The 20,105-nt window shown below is 50.8% G+C and carries 18 protein-coding genes and 3 pseudogenes; 13 read left to right on the top strand and 8 right to left on the bottom strand.

All coding sequences use genetic code 11. The annotated features are described in order from the left end of the window. Positions 1–110 precede the first annotated feature (110 nt). Positions 111–836 (top strand): annotated as a pseudogene (locus AB4N92_RS26120) (MCP four helix bundle domain-containing protein); the annotation flags it as partial. A 306-nt stretch (positions 837–1,142) separates the two neighbouring features. After that, positions 1,143–1,739: pseudogene (locus tag AB4N92_RS26125) on the top strand (methyl-accepting chemotaxis protein); the annotation flags it as partial. A gap of 173 nt (positions 1,740–1,912) precedes the next feature. On the opposite strand, the gene AB4N92_RS26130 reads toward AB4N92_RS26125, so the two are convergent. After that, positions 1,913–2,887 carry a helix-turn-helix domain-containing protein gene (locus tag AB4N92_RS26130; protein WP_460128659.1) on the bottom strand — a complete coding sequence of 325 codons (975 nt, stop codon included), beginning with the start codon at positions 2,885–2,887 and terminating at the stop codon, positions 1,913–1,915. 312 nt (positions 2,888–3,199) lie between these two features. Here AB4N92_RS26130 and AB4N92_RS26135 point away from each other — a divergent pair, with 312 nt between their 5' ends. After that, complete coding sequence (locus tag AB4N92_RS26135; protein ID WP_012723707.1) at positions 3,200–4,513, top strand: methyl-accepting chemotaxis protein; 1,314 nt, start codon at positions 3,200–3,202, stop codon at positions 4,511–4,513. 53 nt (positions 4,514–4,566) lie between these two features. Further along, complete coding sequence (locus AB4N92_RS26140) at positions 4,567–4,839, top strand: DUF1652 domain-containing protein (protein WP_460128662.1); 273 nt, start codon at positions 4,567–4,569, stop codon at positions 4,837–4,839. 399 nt (positions 4,840–5,238) lie between these two features. Here the strand turns inward: AB4N92_RS26140 and AB4N92_RS26145 are convergent, their stop codons facing one another. Together AB4N92_RS26145 and AB4N92_RS26150 are read right to left on the bottom strand one after the other, a co-directional pair. Then, complete coding sequence (locus tag AB4N92_RS26145) at positions 5,239–5,580, bottom strand: carboxymuconolactone decarboxylase family protein (RefSeq protein WP_043205211.1); 342 nt, start codon at positions 5,578–5,580, stop codon at positions 5,239–5,241. Positions 5,581–5,601: 21 nt separating this feature from the next. Next, the gene (locus AB4N92_RS26150) at positions 5,602–6,147 is read right to left on the bottom strand and encodes an FUSC family protein (protein ID WP_460128665.1); all 546 of its coding nucleotides are present in this window, start codon (positions 6,145–6,147) and stop codon (positions 5,602–5,604) included. A 182-nt stretch (positions 6,148–6,329) separates the two neighbouring features. On the opposite strand from AB4N92_RS26150, the gene AB4N92_RS26155 reads away from it, so the two are divergent. Together AB4N92_RS26155 and AB4N92_RS26160 are read left to right on the top strand one after the other, a co-directional pair. Continuing rightward, positions 6,330–6,656 carry an IclR family transcriptional regulator domain-containing protein gene (locus AB4N92_RS26155; protein WP_370636183.1) on the top strand — a complete coding sequence of 109 codons (327 nt, stop codon included), beginning with the start codon at positions 6,330–6,332 and terminating at the stop codon, positions 6,654–6,656. Between the two features lie 55 nt (positions 6,657–6,711). Further along, entirely contained in the window at positions 6,712–6,948 is a 237-nt protein-coding gene (locus AB4N92_RS26160; RefSeq protein WP_052308660.1) for an IclR family transcriptional regulator domain-containing protein, read from the top strand. A 150-nt stretch (positions 6,949–7,098) separates the two neighbouring features. Here the strand turns inward: AB4N92_RS26160 and AB4N92_RS26165 are convergent, their stop codons facing one another. After that, complete coding sequence (locus AB4N92_RS26165; protein WP_043205215.1) at positions 7,099–7,641, bottom strand: cysteine hydrolase family protein; 543 nt, start codon at positions 7,639–7,641, stop codon at positions 7,099–7,101. A gap of 100 nt (positions 7,642–7,741) precedes the next feature. Beyond that, positions 7,742–8,632 (bottom strand): MBL fold metallo-hydrolase, encoded by an 891-nt coding sequence (locus AB4N92_RS26170; RefSeq protein WP_012723712.1) that lies wholly within the window; start codon positions 8,630–8,632, stop codon positions 7,742–7,744. 132 nt (positions 8,633–8,764) lie between these two features. Here AB4N92_RS26170 and AB4N92_RS26175 point away from each other — a divergent pair, with 132 nt between their 5' ends. Further along, positions 8,765–9,748, top strand: coding sequence for a GlxA family transcriptional regulator (locus AB4N92_RS26175; RefSeq protein ID WP_137211961.1), 984 nt, complete (start codon positions 8,765–8,767; stop codon positions 9,746–9,748). Positions 9,749–9,841: 93 nt separating this feature from the next. Here AB4N92_RS26175 and AB4N92_RS26180 read toward each other — a convergent pair whose 3' ends face one another. From AB4N92_RS26180 to AB4N92_RS26190, 3 genes are all read right to left on the bottom strand, one after another. Further along, positions 9,842–10,780, bottom strand: a complete 939-nt coding sequence (locus AB4N92_RS26180; protein ID WP_224265958.1) for a GlxA family transcriptional regulator — start codon at positions 10,778–10,780, stop codon at positions 9,842–9,844. Between the two features lie 665 nt (positions 10,781–11,445). Beyond that, the gene (locus tag AB4N92_RS26185; protein WP_122461176.1) at positions 11,446–13,527 is read right to left on the bottom strand and encodes a TonB-dependent receptor; all 2,082 of its coding nucleotides are present in this window, start codon (positions 13,525–13,527) and stop codon (positions 11,446–11,448) included. A 109-nt stretch (positions 13,528–13,636) separates the two neighbouring features. Further along, the gene (locus AB4N92_RS26190; RefSeq protein WP_122461174.1) at positions 13,637–14,026 is read right to left on the bottom strand and encodes a DUF2946 domain-containing protein; all 390 of its coding nucleotides are present in this window, start codon (positions 14,024–14,026) and stop codon (positions 13,637–13,639) included. A gap of 176 nt (positions 14,027–14,202) precedes the next feature. Here AB4N92_RS26190 and AB4N92_RS26195 point away from each other — a divergent pair, with 176 nt between their 5' ends. From AB4N92_RS26195 to AB4N92_RS26220, 6 genes and pseudogenes are all read left to right on the top strand, one after another. Next, positions 14,203–15,087: a LysR family transcriptional regulator gene (locus AB4N92_RS26195; protein WP_122461172.1), complete on the top strand. Its 885-nt coding sequence runs from the start codon at positions 14,203–14,205 to the stop codon at positions 15,085–15,087. Positions 15,088–15,181: 94 nt separating this feature from the next. Continuing rightward, positions 15,182–16,348, top strand: coding sequence for a pyridoxal phosphate-dependent aminotransferase (locus tag AB4N92_RS26200; protein ID WP_137211962.1), 1,167 nt, complete (start codon positions 15,182–15,184; stop codon positions 16,346–16,348). After that, positions 16,345–17,276: pseudogene (locus AB4N92_RS26205) on the top strand (AEC family transporter). The gene AB4N92_RS26200 and the pseudogene AB4N92_RS26205 overlap by 4 nt, the downstream one beginning before the upstream one ends. A gap of 543 nt (positions 17,277–17,819) precedes the next feature. Then, positions 17,820–18,602, top strand: a complete 783-nt coding sequence (locus AB4N92_RS26210; protein ID WP_101220338.1) for a transporter substrate-binding domain-containing protein — start codon at positions 17,820–17,822, stop codon at positions 18,600–18,602. Between the two features lie 55 nt (positions 18,603–18,657). Beyond that, positions 18,658–19,386 carry an ABC transporter permease gene (locus tag AB4N92_RS26215; RefSeq protein WP_137201185.1) on the top strand — a complete coding sequence of 243 codons (729 nt, stop codon included), beginning with the start codon at positions 18,658–18,660 and terminating at the stop codon, positions 19,384–19,386. Beyond that, positions 19,383–20,093: an ABC transporter permease gene (locus AB4N92_RS26220; RefSeq protein WP_068933319.1), complete on the top strand. Its 711-nt coding sequence runs from the start codon at positions 19,383–19,385 to the stop codon at positions 20,091–20,093. Before AB4N92_RS26215 ends, AB4N92_RS26220 begins: the two co-directional genes overlap by 4 nt. Positions 20,094–20,105: the final 12 nt, after the last annotated feature.

The following is a 20,105-nucleotide window of genomic DNA, read 5'->3' on the forward strand; positions in this document are numbered from 1 at the left end:
GCAGTAAAATTAGTTAAGGTTATTGCCTAGCGCAATAATATGCATTATTTCTATTAAAATACTTGTCCAGGCTAGCTAGCTTGTGATGAAAGACGACTGTCGGAGTCGCTATGAATTTCAAGAATTTAGGTATTTCAACTAAAGCTACTTTATGTTTCGGAAGTATCACTGCCATTCTCATTTTCTTAGGTGTTTTCGCTTACGTGCAGCTATCTCACTTAAGGGCCGCCGGACAACAGTTAGCAGAAAATGCTTTGCCGAGTACGCAGACTATCGATGATATCCAAATCTCCTTGCTTAACGCCCGGCTAGAAAGCATCAGGATGCTTGCTAACTCAACAAATGTGGCGGGGAAAAGCGCCGCCGAAGCTAAAGTCCAACATTCGGTGCAAATATTAGAAGAGCGTAGCGATTACTATCGTAAGAACCTCATCGCTGGTGAGAAGGATCGGGAGCAATTCGAGGCTGCAGATCAAGCAATGAAGATTTATATTGCAGGGCTTGCGCAATTGTCAAAGCTTGACTTGTCTGAGCATGAGCAGGCCTTGATATTTGCTAATTCTACCCAAGCGGATAATGCCAGCTCATTTCAGGAAAAACTTAATGTTATTAGGCAGTTAAATGCCGAACAAGCAAAAGCTTTGGGGGTCGAGGCGGACGTTGTTTATAATGAAAGCGTGAATGTACTTGTTACTATTGTTGTCGTTTCTCTTTTGCTTACTATTGTTTTAGCTATAGCATTGACGCGCAGTATAGTAAAGCCTGTGGGGGACTCGCTCAGGCTTGCTGAGGAAATTGCGTCGGGGGATCTTACGCGGCGTCTTGAAATTACGGGCACAGATGAGGTTTCTAGGCTAATGGTTGCCCTCAATCTTATGTCTAAGAATCTCCAGGACACAGTTTTAGAAATTTCTGAAGCGTCCATCCAGCTGAGTTCAGCTGCAGTCGAAATGACCTCCATAACTGAGGCTGCGGATCGGCATCTTCAGCAACAGAATAGCGAAATTGAACAAGCTGCCACTGCTGTAACAGAAATGACTTCCGCAGTTGAAGAAGTTGCTCGTAACGCAACCTCTACCTCCCAAGCAGCCCAGGAGTCTAGTGAGGCGGCTAAGCTCGGTAATCTCCGTGTTTCCGAAACTTTGTCTGCCGTAGAGACTTTGACAGAGCTCGTGGAAAGCTCCGCCTCTCAGGTGACAGAATTGGCGGGACAGGCGGAAGATATAAGCCAAGTCGTAGGCGTAATCAGAAGTATAGCGGAGCAAACCAACCTGTTGGCTTTAAACGCCGCAATTGAAGCCGCACGCGCAGGCGAACAAGGGAGGGGGTTCGCTGTTGTTGCTGATGAAGTGAGAGCGCTCGCGCATCGAACTCAAATTTCCACCTTGGAAATAGAGAAAATGATAACAGCAATTCAGAGTGGATCCTCAACAACAGTCGAGTCAATACGTCGAAGCACTGAAGAAGTTTATAATACTAAAAGGACAGCTGAGGGGGCGGGTCAATCATTGCGGCAGATCACGGATTCCGTTCTTCAAATCAACGAGCGTAACCTACAGATCGCAGTCGCATCGGAGCAACAAGCACACGTCGCTAGAGACGTTGACAGGAGCTTGTTGAGCATTAGATCTTTAGCGATCCAAAGCAGCGAGGGTGCAAATCAAACAATTAAGGCCAGCAATGAACTCAGTCGGCTAGCGGTTAACTTGAACCATCTCGTTCAAAAGTTTAAAGTTTGATATTGGTGCATTTGAAAATACTTTAAGAGCTGCTTTATTGGAATGCGTACCAGGCGCGGTACCCTAGGTGAGCCCGCAGCAAAGCCCAGGAGCCGCCGCTGCGTGCTCGCTGATCTTCCAGCCGCCACCAATCACCTCTCTCAACTTACTTGCACCTAATAAACCCGTGTGTGTCACGATTTCTTACGAAGAGAGGGCTGTCCTATGAACGAAGGATGAATGAAATATTTAAGACTGTAGTATTTGCAAAAGGATTGATAATTGGTGAAGCCACACGCGTATGCAATTTCTTTTGGAGTGAGGGAGTTATCCTCCATGTTTAACATACGCCTCGCTTTTTCCAGTCTCTGCTCTCGCAAAAAGACGATAGGCGTAGTGTTCTTAAATTTCTTAAACCCCATTTGCAGAGAGCGAACGCTAAGGCCTGCATGGGTGGCGACTTCGCACACGGTTAAGTGTGGGTCTACACTGGATGCCATGTATTCTGCAGCCATGTTGATTAAGTGAGGCGTAAGCGTGATGGATCTTTTGGGGCCCAGGATACTCAAAGTGTAATTGTTACGAAAGTTGCAGAGAAAAAAACCTATCAAGCTTTCTTTTAGGCTGTCAGCAACTCTTTTTACAAATATTGGTGATTTTTCCGAAAAATCTAAAATGGTTTCTACGAGTCTCTGGATAGAATTAATCTGCCATCGTTCGCTTGTTCTTTGGTTGAAAAAAATTCTCGATTTAGGGGAGTAGCCTAAGATCAAGGTAAGTTGTTTTGCCATGTCAGCGTTGGAAATATATATCGTTGTGTAGTTTATTCCCTCGGCATAATTCGCGAGAAATATTTCTCTCTGGTCAGCGATTACGAGAGCTCCTCGCTCGACCCTGTGTATTCCATTATGGTTGCGCCATTGCATAAAGCCAGAATGTGGAACTGTAATAGAGAAACCATCCAGTTCGTTCGACGTTCTATATCCCCATCCAGACTGGCTATAAGAAAGACTTACGAATGACGTGCCCATAACACAAAACCTTTTTTCATAGTCTAGCGTCCCGTTCAAACCCGGAGTTATCGACATGAAATTATCGTAGCTTTGGAAGTGCTCTGACGCATCCCCTATGTCATGAAAATGTAGTTTGTTAGCGCCGTAGATATCCATCATTCATTCGTGGTCACAGAAAATTCTATTATAGCTTTTGCCCCGCCCTGCATTCAATTCCGTTTTTATTGCATTTGAATTGATAATCAAAGAAAAGCGCAATACTAAAGAAAAGCGCAGAATTATTTTTTTTTGTTGCTGGTGTTTATAAAAAGTCATATTTATCCTGGTCGCGAGTTGACGGTAGCCCTCTATTTTTAGCCCAATGGCTAGTTGACAATTAGGTGTGGATTGAGCTTGAGGGGTAGAGAGTTATCCATTAGGTTTTGCGCAATAACTATTCATTTCGTTATCATTTACTAAGGGCTGATCATGTTTAATAAAGCACTGAAAAGAAAACTATCCGATTTGGAAGCTAAAAGCAGCGAGCTTAACGAATTGTTTGTGGCTCTTGATCGGTCAACGGCTATCATTGAGTTTAATGCAGAGGGAAATGTGGCAAGTGCGAATAATAATTTTTTGCGCTTGTTTGGTTATCATGCTGACGAGATTTTGTGCAAAACGCACAAAGACTTTTGCCTGGCGAGCTTTGGCCGAAGCCCTGAATATCCTTCTTTTTGGCAGAGGCTGCAGTTAGGAGAGTCATTGTCTGGCACCTTCCCTCGGATTACGAAGAATGGTGAAGTTATTTGGATTGAAGCCACTTATAGCCCACTGTTGGGCGCATCTGGGAAAGTCGAAAAAATAATAAAATTCGCCTTTGATGTAACGGAGCAAGTCGCTCGAGATTCAGAATTGCGCGCGAAATTGAATGCGATTGACAGGGCGATGGCAATTATTGAATTTGACACATGTGGAAATATAATATGTGCAAATCAGAACTTTTTAAATGTTGTGGGTTATGATGTGTCCGGATTAAAAGGGAAGCATCATAGTTTGTTTTGTGAGCCGGAGTTGACGCGCACAGAAGGATACATTGATTTTTGGCGACGCCTGAATGCGGGCGATTTTTTTAGCGGCCAATTCAAAAGAATAGCCAAGAGCGGCAAAACGGTCTGGCTAGAGGCAAGTTATAATCCTGTTTACGATCGTGATGGGAAGTTAATCAAGATTATAAAATTTGCTAGCGACATTACAGCTCGCATTGAGAAAATTGGCGAAGATGCCCAAGGTGCATCACGTGCGTACCATATTTCCGCTGAAACTGAGCGAGTTGCAAAACAAGGAGCGCAGGTCATTCACGAGACAGCGATTGAGATGCGCTCAATAGCTGAGAGCATTGGAATATCTGCGCGATTGGTTGGAGAGTTGGGGGATAGATCGGAGCAAATAACTGCTATCGTCAACACTATACGGGGTATCGCTGAACAGACCAACCTACTTGCGCTGAATGCTGCAATCGAGGCAGCACGTGCCGGTGACCAAGGTCGTGGATTTGCGGTAGTGGCGGATGAAGTCAGACAGCTGGCGGGACGTACAAGCCGCTCTACAGCGGAAATTGCAGAAATGATCGGTAGAATTCTTACTGAGACACGCGACGCGGTGGCGAGCATGGTTTCTACGCGCGATCGTGCACAGCGCGGCGTGATGCTGGCTGATCAAGCGGGAGAGGTTATATCCCAAATCCAAAGGGGAACAAGCGATGCGGTTGAGGCGGTGAGCATGTTTGCTTCTAAATGTGACTGAAAGCAATCTATTATAGGTTGAGTTTAGTAGACCCTCTGATAGGGCGTCTCCGGGTGTCAAAAATACTAGCAGGAATTTCTGCGCTTCAGTTGCGAAAGGCTCTTGAGTCGGCTTTTCGACCACTTTCGTGCGATTGTACATTGAGCGCAGATGGCACCCTTACTATCAAACTTTACGAACCTTGTTCTGGTCGTGTGGATCTTCTTGTTACCGCTGTCCGTGGTGATATCCTTGCGTCCAGGTCCGCACTTTCGTCGCTGATCGAAGAGCTGAGCTTTGAGATCGACGCTTGCCGACGTTCGTTCTCTCAGATCGGTAGGAGATAAGTCTTTTTCCATACCCCGACATTCTTTCCGCTCGTGTGCCTTCATTCTGCTCACGGTAAAATATTCATACCGATTTACCCGGAGCGACCGAAATTGTTTGGTAAAAGGCGATAAAGTCGGGTGGGAGACATCCCGTGCTATACTTATGCGTGCCCACCGTGTGTTTGGCACCCATTACTTTCGAGTGAAGTGATTAGATGAGAATGACCTCGTTTGGTAAGCTCTAACTTGCATTAATGGACTGATTGAATGCCTCACATATGTTTTTCCAGACTCGAAGGGTCGGGCACGCCAAGCAAGTCCACATCACGTTTTATTTCTGTGCAAAGATCGGATTGCCGCGATGCGCAGCTTCGATCCGATAGCGTTTTTTTGAAACGTACCCAGACGAATACTGCTTTAGCGTCGTGACTCATCACTTTGATGGGCAGCTTTCATCGCTTGCCATCCATGGGTAATCCCTCCACCCGCTCGAAGCGCTGTCGCTACCATGATCGCCTCGGCTACATCTTGCTTCGACGCCCCCGCGCTGATGGCTCGCTTCGCATGGTCGGTAATGCAAGAAGAACACTGTGTAGTCACTGCTACGCCAACAGCGATTAATTCCCGCGTGGCTAAATTCAGGCTACCGACATCCTTGTTGAATACAGCTTTGTCAAAGTTGAAAAATGCCGCGACCATTTCGGGGGCAGCCTCTTGGAGATCTCGCACGAAGTTAGCATCAGCCTGATGGTTGTGCATTTTTGTATACCTTTAAATTCATTATTGGAGCGTGGAATTTGATGCTTGGTGCTGCTTGATTGAGTTCACGGTCATGCGGTGGCCAGACTCAAATACTTTAAGCCCACGCTGTGTCAGCTTCCTACCGACCGGCGATGGCGGCTCGTATGCAGCGAGAAAGGCCAGACGCTCAGCCGCACGTTGTGTAAGCCAGTTGACTGACAATCGCTTTTTCCGCATTTTTTCCAAGTCGGAATTAAGTGCTCTGATAATTCGTCGCTGCAGCCATGTGGCCTTGGGCGGCCCTAACAGATCAAACCCTGCGTACAGCAAGCCGAGGCCCGCTGCGATTCCCAGTCCCGTGGACAGGCATTGATCGACTGCAAATGTCATGTAGTTGCTCGGCTGAACAAGCACAGCCAAGGTGAGGCAGAAACCAAGCCCGTAGGGGGCGAGTGTCGGTGACGACATGCTCATCAGCCCCAGAAAAAGAGGCGCAGAAAGCACCAGGATCAACATCTCGAAATCGCCCGAACCCTGCGCAAGCGAACTGAGTACAAACAGGATAGCGACAGGGATGGCGATCAAGGCTCCCCCAGTAACTTGGCGGTTGCCACGCGTGGCACTGGGTGTGAGGAGAATGCCTGGGAGAGCAAGACAGGTAGCACGATCATCATGATGAGTGCGGCTTGTTCTCCTGACAGAGTCCATACCCCGATAGCGCTTAGGAAAACAAGTGAGCCCAGGCGGTAGATCTGCCTCGCTCAACGGTGCAGCGCATCGTAGGAGCGCTGGAAGAGCAGGGAATGATTCGGAGTGAAGGAGCCGGAGGAATCAGTCTCGGGGCGGGTTTGTTAAGGCTTGTCGCGAATGCCCATGTCGACCGCATGACTGTCGTTCGCCCTTGGCTGCATAAGCTGAGCGAGGTGGTTCAAGAGACGGTTGTATTTTCGAGGCCTGCCGGCATCCAACTGATCGTTGGAGACCGTGTTGTTGCTGATCGTGAGTTACAGGTGGTGCCACGTCTTGGCCAATTGGATACCCCGTTGTATGGGACATCTGTTGGACGGGCGCTCTTGGCTCTAGACAAAAAATGAGGACGTTAAGGCTCTGTTTGCAGCTGAAATCGCTACGAAGCAGGAGACGGCAGTATTGTTGACGCTGCTGAAACAGTTGGACAATATTCGCAAAACCGGGATTTCAAGCGATCACGGTGAACTCATCGAGGGCATCACCACGACAGCTGTCGCGCTGGATACAGTGTTAGGCCGTTTTGCAATCTCAATGCCAATCCCTACATTTCGTTTCGAAAGGGCTCGCGATACCTACATTGAGGAGTTATTGCCTTGCAAGGCTGGAGTGTTCAAAGAGATCGGTATAGTCGGCTAGCGCACAAGCGGGACGATCCTGACAAGGTATAGTCCGTCTGAATCTAAGGCGATGAATGCTTAACTCGTTGCCGGCGCCATCAAATTGCTAGTGCGTTGATGATGAAAGCAAGGGCCCCATGGGGCCCCGCAAAGTCAAGTCGTCGCGCGGTTAGGCCGACAGGTACTCGTCCACCGATTTGACGGTGGCGTAGCCGAACTCAAAGGCTGCCATCATCGTTGCATGTGCATGAGCGGCTGGAACGTTTACACCACCAAATTTGAGATCCAAGGTCGCGCAGGCATCGTGCAGCACAGTAACCGGATAGCCCATGTCCACCGCCGCACGAACTACTGCGTCGATGCACATGTGGCTCATCGCGCCTATGACTACGACTTCCTGGACATCAGCGGCTTCCAACTGCTGTTTCAGATCGGTTTCTCTGAAGGCGTTGATGTGTTTTTTTACGACTACAGGTTCATTACCTTGTGGAGCTACATCTGGTTGAATTTCCGCACCCTTGGATCCCTTCGCAAAGATCGGAGCGCCTTCAGCGGACTCATGTCGTATGTGGAAAACAGGAAACCCCTTATCACGGAAGTGGCTGATCACTCGGATAGCATTCTCGACAGCGGTGTCGATGCCGGTCAAAGGCAGCTTGCCAGTGGGCAGGTATTCGTTTTGCAGATCAACTACTACAAGGCCACGTTTCATGAACGATCTCCGGTCAATTATCCGAGCATAGGGAATGGGTGACGAAGGCTCAGATCGGCAGGTAGAGCACCTGCCTTATTCCGAACCCAAAAGGTTTGAGTCAGAACTCCAGTGAAGCGCCATCTTCCGGAATATCGACCCGGCTCTCGATACCTTGCTTTTTGACGTATGTGCGTAGCTCGTCACGAGTCAGAGACATGTGGTTAATTGCGTCCAGGTGCACTGCGACGATTTTCGCGTCCTTCGCAGCCTTTGAGGCGCGTAGAACGTCTTCCTCGCCCATGATGATCGATCCCTTATAGCCGGTCATCATTGCTTTCCCGGCATTCAGTACGATGACTTCGGGATGATATTTCTCAATGGTCTGGTCGACCTCTTTACGCCAGACAGTGTCACCGGCCAGGTAAAGGGTCTTGTAGCCTGGAGCTTGAAAAACAACGCCCATTGCTTCGCCAAGAGGCTTCGCTAAAGCGGGTACTGCATACATTTCGTCGGTGCCATGCTGACCACCGGTCTTGGTGATTTTGACGCCGCCGAATTCAGCTTCGTCAGTCAGTACGCGCACATTTTTGAAGCCTTGGGAGCGGATCAACTTCGCATCCTCCTCGTGCTGCGTAAACAGCGGGATGTCTTTAGGCAGCGCTTTCTGTGCGGCATCGTCCCAGTGGTCAAGATGCGTATGAGTGACGATGACGGCGTCTACACCAGAGATCACTTTTTCGGGCGACTCAGTCAGATCAACCAAGGGATTGCGCAGGTCACTACGGTAGGTATTTTCAAATCCTGGGTAGGTACCCTTTTTGGACAGCATCGGGTCGATCAGAAAGGTCGTGCCGCCGTAGGAGATTTTTACCGTTGCGTTGCGAACTTGCTGTAAGTCGACTTTATGGGCCGCGTCCGGGGAATTGGGAGTGTCGGAGCTCGCAAATGCCGAAGAGGTTGCGGCAGTGCAGGTAAGGCCGAGGGCGATTGGAAGTGTTTTAAAGTTCATCTCGTTAATCCTGTTATTGCATCAGTGACTCCATTCTTGCCCAATACTCTGGGACTCAACAGTGGCCTGAATGACAGATTGCGATATAATCAGGCCATAAACCTGCGCTGTTCTCGAATGTGAGGCTGACTGATGCAATCCACACGCGTTGCTGTTCTGGCTTTTGACGGAGTCAGCCTGTTTCATCTTTCCGTCCCTGGAATGGTGCTTGGAACAGCTCAATCTGCACCCGGTGAACCTCATTACGAGGTCAGTTACTGTGCAGAGGCTCCGGGAATGGTGATAAGCGACCAAGGCATAGGCTTAGCGGTCGATCATGGCCTGGAACTGATGGAGGCATCCGACGTAATTGTCATTCCGGCGTGGGGTGATCATTCGGTCGCAGCGTCTGCAAAGCTTGTGCAAGCCTTACAACGTGCAAATTTCCAGGAAAAGCTCATCGTCGGGTTATGTCTGGGAGCATTCGTGCTCGGCGAGGCCGGGCTTCTTGATGGCAAAGAAGCAACCACTCACTGGGCAGTCAGAGACGAGTTTGGGCGACGGTTCCCAGAAGTTCGTTTCAGGCCTGAAGTGCTCTATGTAAGTGATGGCAACATCATTACCTCTGCAGGAACCGTTGCGGCAATAGATTGTTGCCTTCACTTGGTACGGCAGCGGCTCGGCGCCGATGTAGCGAATCGAACCGCAAAAATGCTGGTGACACCGCCGCACAGGCAGGGCGGCCAAGCTCAATACGTTGAGCATCCTGTGCCGCAGCTATCCAGCGAGACTCACTTGTCTGATGTGCTGGTATGGGCTCGTATGAATTTGGCCAGTGATCTGTCGCTCGACGTAATGGCGGACATGGCGAAAATGAGTAGGCGCACCTTCACTCGTCGATTCAGGGAATCGACTGGCAGTACCGTCTCAAAGTGGTTGAATGCTCAACGCGTTGTCAGAGCGCAGGAGCTGTTAGAAACGACTGACCTGCCTATCGAATGTGTAGCCGGTGAGGCAGGATTTGGAACGCCTTTATCGTTGAGGCAGCAATTCGCTGTGCACCTCGGCACGTCGCCTTCTGAGTATCGGCGAATGTTTTTCCGTGAAAAAAATTGGAAGAAAAAAATAGCGAACTAGATGTTTTTCCAAGAATCAAGCTCGATATTACGCTTAATATATAAATACTAAGTTAGTATAGTATTCAGTCCGCCGCTTAATGTGAAAAACCTTTCAGAGAAGCGGCTTAAACCGCTCTCGATATTCCTTGGGCGTGACGGAGTATTTTTTTGTAAAGTTACGAATAAACGTTGACTCGTCACCTAGCCCACACTTATTGGCGATTGCTTTGAGTGGCGAGTTTGACGTCACAAGTAAGTGGCAAGCCGTTTCTAGGCGAATCTGCTCGACCATTTTACTCGGCGTGCTACCTGTGACTTCACTATATTTACGTGCAAAAGTTCTTTCACTCATGTTCATAAAATTTGCTAGTGAAGATATCGATAAATCGCTATTAAGATTGCTATTTAGCCAAGCGTGAAGATCTGAGAATTGACTGCTTTTTGACTGTAACGTCAAAGATGAGCTGAACTGATCTTGATCTCCTGGCCGTTTTAAAAAAACAACCAGATGTCGTGCTACTTCGAGTGCAGCAGAATGCCCCAAGTCGGCTTCAACCATTGATAACGCCAAATCGATCCCGGAAGTAACACCCGCTGAAGTCCATAAGTCCCCGTCATTAATAAATATAGGGCCGCGCCTTACGTTTACAAATGGAAAGTCTGTTTCCAATTTGTCATAGGCAGACCAATGAGTAGTAACGTGTCGCCCGTTTAGTTTTCCAGCTCTCGCTAGCGCAAATACCCCCGTGCAAACGGAAACTAGACGCTTTGCATTTTCAGCATGTCTTACAAAATGTGTAAAAAACTTTGGATGATCACAAAATTTGTGGATGCCAGGCCCGCCTGGGACGATCAGCGTGTGCGCTCCCGGTGTTTCCGCTCCCAAAACCGCAGCGTTTAATGAGAAATTAGAGAAAATCTCAGTGGTTCCACTTAAAGAAAGGATCGATAAGGAGTAGGGGGGATGATCCGGGTCTGCAAAGTGGTTAGCCGCAATAAAAACATCCAAAGGGCCTGCTAAGTCGAGAAGGCTAACTTCGGGATAAGTCATGAACTGAACAGATCTTACAAGCATTTGTGTTACACCTTCCGGGAGAGCACCTTGTGGGTTCTGGTGATTTTGGCAGAAATCATCAATTTTTTGTCATGTTTTTAACTTATTTTCGTCTATCGTAACTTTAACCTAGAACGCTGCAGCATAGCCCAATCTCACCTAGGGATAAATTTAGTAACTTGAACATCCTTGTGCGATGTATTGGTAATTCGCACGGCCTAATTATTTTTTCGATTTGGAGATTGGTTTTATGTCGGGGCTTATGAAGAGCGCTATGGGGTTCGAAGTGAACATGGATGATGAATTTGCAGATAAGATTTGTAATATTCTTGGGCTGTTGGAGATTGGTTCTTCAGGTGTTGCAGGATGTGAGTTGAGGAAGGTCGCCGAATCGAATAGTTGGATAATCGAATTTTTTTGGCGCGACGAACAATCTATGCATGCTCATTTTCGATCATGTCAACTGCAAGAACTGATTAAGCTGTTGGCTTCTAGATCGCGTAAGATTGTATTCGAATGCGACAGTGAATGAGCCTAATACATATAGATTTCTCAGGCGATTAGTTACCAACCAGCTTTCTCTTAGTTAATCGGATTGCGGTGAGGAAGACGCGCATTCCTTGGAGCTGATGAGGCCTAATAGGCCTCAACAGAATTCCTCCTCAGAAGTCCAAAGTCACTCCGGTGTAAAGCGCACGGCCATCACCCGGGGAATGTAGGGATGCCTGGGCACCGTCCGGGTCATACCAAGCATATTCATAATAACGATTTGTAAGGTTTTTCAGCTGTAAGTCGACACTAACTGATCGTGTCACTTTGTATGTTGCGCCGAGGTTCATCAGCACGTAACCGCCATACGTCCCTTTTTTATTCTCCCGTTCTAGGTAGTAATTGGTCTGGCCGTTCATCCAGGCCGTCAGATGTAATGCTGGTGTCGCGTCGTAGCTGATTCCCGCGTTGTAGAGGTGATGCGGGATGTGGTCGATTTCCTGACCTTTGCTGTTAGGCAACGTGGCACTCGGCTGGAGTATTTTCGAATATTGCCAAGAGTAGGCCATCCAGATATTGGTGCGTTCGTTCGGATACAGGTTCATCTGCAAGTCGTAACCCCAGCGCCGTGTTTCACCAACATTATCGGATTCGCCGCTTGGGTCGTTCAGCCTTCGACTAACTTCCCCCGAGGCCTCTTGCTGCCAATAAGCAACGCGCCCGTCTACCCAGTCATCCGGCGTGAACTTGATTCCGGTTTCCCAGCCCTCGTTGATCGAGGGTGCCAGATCGGTATCCCGGGGAGGTATCTTGTAAGCCGCCGCCCCGGTGCCCACTTGAAAGGTACGTCCCCAGTTCGCATAGAAGCTGGCAACGTCCCAGGGAGAATAGACAACGCTGATCTTCGGCTGCTTGATCAGCCCGTAGTCGTTGATGTCGTAATCTGTGCCGGTCATTTCATTAGTGAAGTCGCCCTGGATCTTGTCGACCCTGTAGGCGGGTACGATCTTCAGAGACTCGAAAGGTTTGATCTCTGCCTGGACATAAGCGCCGTAGGTGTCGAAGTCGAACTGTTGGTCGCGGGTGGTAGCTAGACGTGTGCGGTCTCTAGTGCGATAGCGCTCACTTTTATTTTGCTGCTGCTGTACGTCTGCGCCTCCTTCCAAGGCGAAGTCGTAAAGCCAGCTGACTTGCGGTCGCCAGGTCACGGAGGTTAGCGCGCCATATTGCGTCTCGTAAGCGTCGCGTTCCTGTTGAGCGCTGGTGCTCCAGTATTGCGTCCAACGCCTGTCATCGAAGGTGTTGACGTAGGTCTTCGCTGACCAAGCGAGGTTATCAGCCAGGTCTGTATCAAAATGCAGACTGACTTGGTTCATGCGACGCGTACCCTTGTCAGTAGCGTTGAAGCTGTTGGTCATTTCCGGGTGATGACGTGCATCGTCTTCTCTTAGATAACCTGGCTCCTGAGCTTCAGTTTCGTAGTGACGAGCAATAAGGCCGATACGGTAGCTGTCATCGTCCGGCGTGTAGAACCATTTGCCAGACATTGAAAACTTGTCGGCTTCGGCATGATCCCGGTAGCCATCAGATTTTTGATAGGCGAAAAAGTAATTCTGAGTCCAGTTGCTGCTCTCAATTCCCTTGGCCAGCTGTGCTTCTTGGGTATTGAAGCTTCCATAACGCAGCCGCGCCTTGTTGTAGTCGCCACCTGTGCGGGTGAGCATGTTGACGTTGCCGGCAATGTTGTTCAGACCATAACGCGCATCGCTGGTGCCACGCACCACCTCAATGCTGTCCAGCTCCATGGGGAAAATCATGTCCATGAACGGCATATTGCCGTCGTTGCTGTTGCTCGGAATGCCGTCGATCAAAAGCTTTACGGCATTCACTTCGCCTTCACCGTTAAAGCCACGGAAGGAAATTTTCCCTGAGGTCGTGCCTTGGTTGAATTCAGTGAGCATGACACCCGGTGCGCGACTGAACAGTTCCCAGCTGTAATTTACTGGCATTTTTTCGAGGATGTCTCCTCCGAGAATATCCACCGAGCTGAGAACGTTGCTGGTACTCAAAGGGCCGCTTGCCGAGCCCTGAATGCTGACCGCACCTAGGGTCAGGGTTGAATTTTCGATTCTGCTGGCTTCAGCTAATGCCACTGACAGCGGGCTCAACGCGAGCACGCCTATTGAAAGCAGGGGCCAAAGGGGGCGGGACACAGACAATGCCTTTGCAGGGCGCAAAGTGGTTGAAGCAGGCATAGCACGCACTTCCTGATGATCAAGAAACTTTAAGGGCGTTCAGCGTCCATCGCAGGCCGCTAGAAGGATTTAAAGAGAGCAGCACCGCATGAGGTCAGCGGTGTTGTGATCAGGCGAAAGGGGATGCGCGTGGACTTAGGCTTGGCCAACGAACTCTCGGATGTAGCGTGGGCAACTCAGGATTTTCGAGGGCGGTATTGGGGGTGTACGGCGGTAGGTAGTGCCGGTAGTAGTTGGACGGTAACGCTGCAAGTCCCGCATGACCACAACAGCAGTCGCCGTGCTGCATGACAGGTTTCGATTGCGGCAGCTGCAGGGCATCAATTACTTTGCCGAGGTCTGCAGGAAGGGCGCTCAAGTTCCCACCTGAACAAAAACCACCCCAAAGCATCAGGCGCACGTCTGGTGCCTGTATCGCACGACTCATCGGCATAGCGAACAGATTGAGCAGGACAGCCAGACAGGCAATCCAGGGACGGATACGTTTCAACGAGCTCATAAATGAAATCGCCGCGAAGGGGCAACTATTTAGCCCGCTTTAAAGAGTGAAGTAAATTTTTCCTGGGTGCGCTATTTCGCCACAGGTCATATTGGATCGCAGGGAAGATCTCTGCGTCCAAACAAGACGCCTGCACCAACTGGTAAGCTCGCTCATCAACTTGTTGGATGATGGCTATGTCTCTACGCGCACTTCGAACACTGCTTGCTATTGCCCAACACGGTTCTTTCGTCAGAGCAGCGGACGCCGTTCATCTCACCCAGTCAGCGGTCAGCCTTCATGTTCGGTCGTTGGAGGAGGATTTCAACGCGCTCCTGTTTGACCGTTCACGACGGTTGCCGGTACTGACGGATGCGGGCCATATCGCCGTGGAGCGCGCGAGAGAAATTCTAGCCTTGTATGACGGCATCTCCTCTGAGCTTGGCGGCGACAGCGAGTTACGGGGCAGGCTTAGAATCGGCGCCATCCAAACAGCACTGGCAGGCGTTTTGCCCCTCGCACTGTCTGCATTGCGCGCCCTGCATCCGCACCTGCGCATCACTGTTGCGTCGGGCATGTCTGCTGAGTTGGCCACGCGCGTAGAAGCGGGCGAACTAGATGTTGCGATCACCACAGAGCCGGTGAAACCACACCCTTATGGCCTGGTGAGCACGGTGCTTTACGAGGAAGGTTTCTGGATCATCGCGCCTGTGTCACTCGCGCATGAGGACTTGCAGCTTCTTCTCAAAAGTCAGCCGTTTATTCGCTTTGATCGTCGTGCCTGGGCGGGTCGAACCATTGAGCGGGAGCTTCGCACTATGCGGATGCGGGTGCAGACCAGCATGGAGCTTGATAGCCAAGATGCGATTATCCAGATGGTTTCAAGCGGACTTGGAGTATCCATCATTCCTCTCGCTCAGCAACAAGTCGAAAGCCTGACCACACTCGCCTTTGAGCCGTTCGGCACGCCTCAAAAAACCAGGCGCGTTGTATTACTGGAGCGCGAAGAGCGTCCGCTTAGGCGATTGGCTTCAGCCCTGGCGAACGCCGTGAAAGCTTATTCTCCGCACACCGACCCATGAGTGATACTTGTTGTTTGCTGAATTTTAAATCGTTTTTATTTTAGAGTCCGACTTCTTATCGTGGTGCCCATCCAGACGCATTCTTGAGGGCGACATGAGCACTCCACCTACCGCAGACAATATCCTGCAGTCTCCTATCCTGATCATGGCAAAGCGAGCGGCGTTGATGCGAGCGCAGGGCAGGGATGTCATCGACCTGACATTGGGCGAGCCAGACTTCAACGCGCCGCCACACGTTCTTGAAGCTGCGCACGCTGCGCTCAGCGGTCGCCTGACCTACTCACCGTCTAACGGTATTGAACCACTTCGTCGCGCGATCCGAATGCGCATGAAAGAAATTCGAAACCTCGATTACGCCGATGATCAAGTGGCCGTCGGCTGTGGCGCCAAACAAATCATCTACAACGCTTTTCAAGCGACCCTCAAAAGTGGCGACGAGGTGATCGTGCCCGCGCCCTATTGGGCGAGTTATCCCGCCATGATCAAGATGTGCGGCGCGCGACCGCTGATTGTTTCGACTACAAGAGAACAAGGTTTTCGCCTCACTGCAGAGCATTTGGATGCAGCGCTTAGCCGGGCAACGTCGCCCAAGTGGCTCGTCTTGAATGCGCCGGGCAACCCGTCAGGAGCGCTCTACTCACGTGAGCAACTGTTGGCCATCGCCGAAGTGCTGCGTCGATATCCAGGGGTGATGGTGCTATCAGATGACATTTATTCAGAAATTCGTTACACGGATGATCCCTACCAAACGTTGGCGGCGGTGGCGCCTGATTTGAGAGACCGTATCCTGATCGTGGATGGCGTATCTAAAGTTTACGCAATGACCGGCTGGCGAGTGGGGTGGGGGTGTGGGCCAACGTCATTGATCACGACGATCAGCTCGGTTCAATCACAGAACTGTACTCAGACCAGCACCCTGAGCCAGTTGGCGGCGGTTTCCGCATTGACTGGGCCTCAAGCGTTGGTGGGCGAGCGAAATGCAATTTATCGACAGCGGCGTGATGCTGCTCTACACGTGTTGAGGGCCTGCGAAGCGATTGATATCGCTTGTCCGGAGGGTGCGTTTTACCTGCTGCCTCGTATCAAAACGATCAAGGATGATCAGGCTTTCGCGCTCACCATGCTCGAAGAAGGAGTAGCCACCGTTCCCGGTAGCGCTTTCGGGATGCCTGGGCATCTCAGGCTTTCATTCGCCACTGATGAGTCAATCCTGATTGCAGGATGTGAACGGTTAGTGCAGAAAATTAAGGCAAGTGTATGACCCTCTCTTTGTTGACGGCCTTGTTGCCCATCGCATTATTGATCGTGCTGGGCGTATGGCTCAAACGTCATCAATTTCTGGCGGATGACTTTTGGGCGCAGGCAGAGCGCTTGGCATATTACGTACTGCTTCCTTCTCTTTTTTTCACGGACTCGCGACCGCCAAGCTTGATGGGGTGCCCTTTCAAAGCATGGTCTCGGTGCTCGTGTTGTCGACTGTTGTGGTATCGCTGATGCTGTTGGGCGCAAGAGCACTAATCACTCAGGACAATGCCGCATTTACTTCTGTTTTTCAGGGTGGCATACGCTTCAACAATTACGTCGGCGTTTCTGCAGCGGCGGGATTGTTTGGAGTGCAAGGCATAGCCCTGGCCGCCGTCGCGAACGCGGCGATAGTGCCAACAGTGAACATCCTGTGCGTGCTGGTATTCGCGAAGTACGGATCAGGCGGCAGGATGCCTTTGAGCAAAGTCCTCAAGCAATTGGCACTGAACCCCCTTGTATTAGCTTGCTGCGCAGGCGGATTGTTACAGGGTTTGGGCTTGGGACTACCAGTTGGTATTGAGCCGATGCTTAAGGCCTTGGGGCAAGCGTCACTACCGCTCGGTCTGCTCTGCGTGGGTGCCGCGCTTGAATTCGGGAGCATGAGGCAATGGCTTCGCCCGGTGGGCTACTCGTCGCTGGTCAAGTTTTTAATCATGCCACTGGTTACGCTTTGGGCTTGTCATCTGTTCGGGCTTGAAGGAAAGGCTGCCGTTGCAGCACTCCTGTTCCAAGCACTGCCCACTGCCTCATCCTCATACATCATGGCGCGACAGTTGGGTGGAGATGCGCCGCTTATGGCTGGGATCATTGCTTGCCAAACCCTTCTCGCAGGCGTCGCTCTTCCCATTGTCATAGTGGTAATGACCCAATGGATTGACTTCTAGGCATTTACGAAAAGCGTTCAACGATGCCGTCCTGATGCGGGATGTTTCGCGCACCACTTTTGAGCCGTATCCGTTTTTTTCTTCTATTACGCCGAGATTGTGGCAGTAGTACGAATTCAGATTCTATCTCGAGCTTGGAGTCATCCGGGTCGCCGAGGGGGCTTCAGGATCATGTCCGCGATAGGTCGATGCTGATCCGCCTCCAACCGCCTACGCCATCTCCCGAACTCAGCCACATGGCGCATATCGAGATTAAAGAGGTTGACTGTCCTCCTGACCTCTAGAGAAAAAACCTCCGATAACCCCTATTTACAGGCAATTCTAGCGTCTTCTAAATCCCCAGAAAGGAATCGATCAGATCAAAGGATGACTGATTGCCTAGGCCTGTCTGTACAAGTATGTATTTGCGCGCTAGAGTCGACCATGTGTCTCGACACGTTTGTCCGCAACCTGGGGGCTGTGTGTTCAGCGTAATGCCACACGCGCTCCATAACTGTACTCGTGCGCCCCAAGCGCTTCTGTTGGTTATTAGGAATAAAAACAATGAAAAAATCTATTTTGACCTTATCAGTATTGGCTCTGTGCGCGGCGGCTGGTATTGCCGTTGCCAAGGAGTACAAGGAGTTGCGCTTTGGAGTCGACCCATCCTATGCACCCTTCGAATCCAAGGCCGCCGACGGCAGCCTTGTGGGCTTTGATATTGATCTGGGTAACGCGATTTGCGCTGAACTGAAGGTCAAGTGCAAATGGGTAGAAAGTGATTTCGACGGGATGATTCCTGGCCTCAGGGCCAATAAATTCGACGGCGTGATTTCTGCCATGACCGTGACTTCTTCGCGGGAAAAAGTCATCGATTTCTCCAACGAATTGTTCTCGGTGCCAACATCCTTCGTCTTTAAGAAAGGCTCGGCCTTGAGCGAAGACATCACGACGCTGGCTGGCAAAACCGTTGGCTATGAACAAGGCACCACCGAGGAGGCCTACGCCAAGGCCGTGCTGAACAAGGCCGGGGTAAAAACCCAGGCCTACGCCAACCAGGATCAGGTTTATGCTGACCTGGTCACGGGTCGCCTCGATGCCTCGATTCAGAACATGCTGCAAGCTGAAATGGGTTTCCTGAAGTCCCCGCAAGGCGCTGACTTTGAAGTGAGCAAGCCAGTCCATCACGAACTGCTGCCAGCAAAAACGGCGATCGGTCTGCTCAAAGGCAATGCCGAGCTTAAAGCCCTAGTGAACAAAGGCATACAGGCGCTCCACGACGACGGCACCTACGTGGCCATCCAAAAGAAACACTTCGGTGATCAGAATATTTACAGCGGCAAATAACGACGCTGCGCCCATTCACGGATGGGCGTTTTCCTGATTGACGAAGGGCTTCCCCATGTTAGAAAACCTATTGCAGATGCTGGGGCTGTCGGGCTTCAGCCTCAAGGGCTTTGGCCCACTTTTGCTGCAAGGCACCTGGATGACGGTCAAGTTATCCTTCCTTTGCTTGCTGCTAAGCGTGATTTTCGGCCTGATCGGTGCCAGTGCCAAGCTTTCAACGTCGGCGCTGTTGCGCGTCCCTGCACAGGCCTACACCACGCTGATTCGTGGAGTGCCGGATCTGGTTCTGATGCTGCTGATCTTCTACAGCTTACAGACCTGGCTCACCCAGCTGACCTCAGCCTTAGGGTGGGATTACATCGAGATCAATCCATTCAGTGCCGGCGTGATCACGCTGGGCTTTATCTATGGTGCGTATTTCACTGAGACTTTCCGAGGCGCCATCCTCGCCGTGCCGCGTGGCCAGATGGAAGCGGCCACTGCTTACGGCCTTACCCGCGCGCAGCGTTTCCGCTACGTACTGTTCCCGCAGATGATGCGTTTTGCCTTACCGGGTATCGGCAACAACTGGATGGTCATCCTCAAAGCCACCGCGTTGGTCTCGATTATTGGGTTGGCCGACCTGGTGAAAGTGGCTCAAGACGCCGGCAAGACCACCTATCAACTGTTCTTTTTCCTGGTGCTGGCGGCCTTGATCTATCTGGTCATCACCACTGCATCGAACTACGTCTTGCGCCGGCTGGAAATCCTCTATGCCGCAGGCACCCGGGAGGCCGTGCGATGATCGAACTTCTGCAGGAATACTGGAAGCCTTTCCTCTACAGCGATGGCTATCACATCACCGGGTTAGCGATGACCCTGTGGCTACTAAGTGCTTCGCTTTTCCTGGGCTTTTTGATGGCACTCCCGCTGTCGATTGCCAGGGTCTCAAGCAACGTATGGGTGCGCTGGCCGGTACAGTTCTACACTTATCTGTTTCGCGGTACGCCACTGTATATACAGCTACTGATCTGCTACACCGGTATCTACAGCCTTGCAGCGGTGCGCGCGCAACCCATGCTCGACGCATTCTTCCGCGATGCAATCAACTGCACCATTCTTGCCTTCGCTTTGAGCACTTGCGCCTACACCACGGAAATTTTCGCCGGGGCGATCCGTAACATGAATCACGGCGAGGTCGAAGCGGCCAAGGCATTCGGACTGCGCGGCTGGAAGTTGTATGCCTACATCATCATGCCATCTGCGCTGCGCCGATCGCTGCCGAACTACAGCAACGAAGTCATACTGATGCTGCACTCGACCACAGTCGCGTTCACTGCGACTGTGCCGGACATTCTCAAGGTCGCCCGGGATGCCAATTCGGCAACGTTCCTGACATTCCAGTCGTTCGGTATCGCCGCCGCGATTTACCTCGCAGTCACTTTCTCTCTGGTTGGCCTGTTCCGTCTGGCTGAACGCCGCTGGCTGTCTTTCCTCGGCCCGGCTCATTAATTCAGGGTGTTT

The sequence above is a fragment of the Pseudomonas sp. S3_A09 genome (assembly GCF_054668065.1).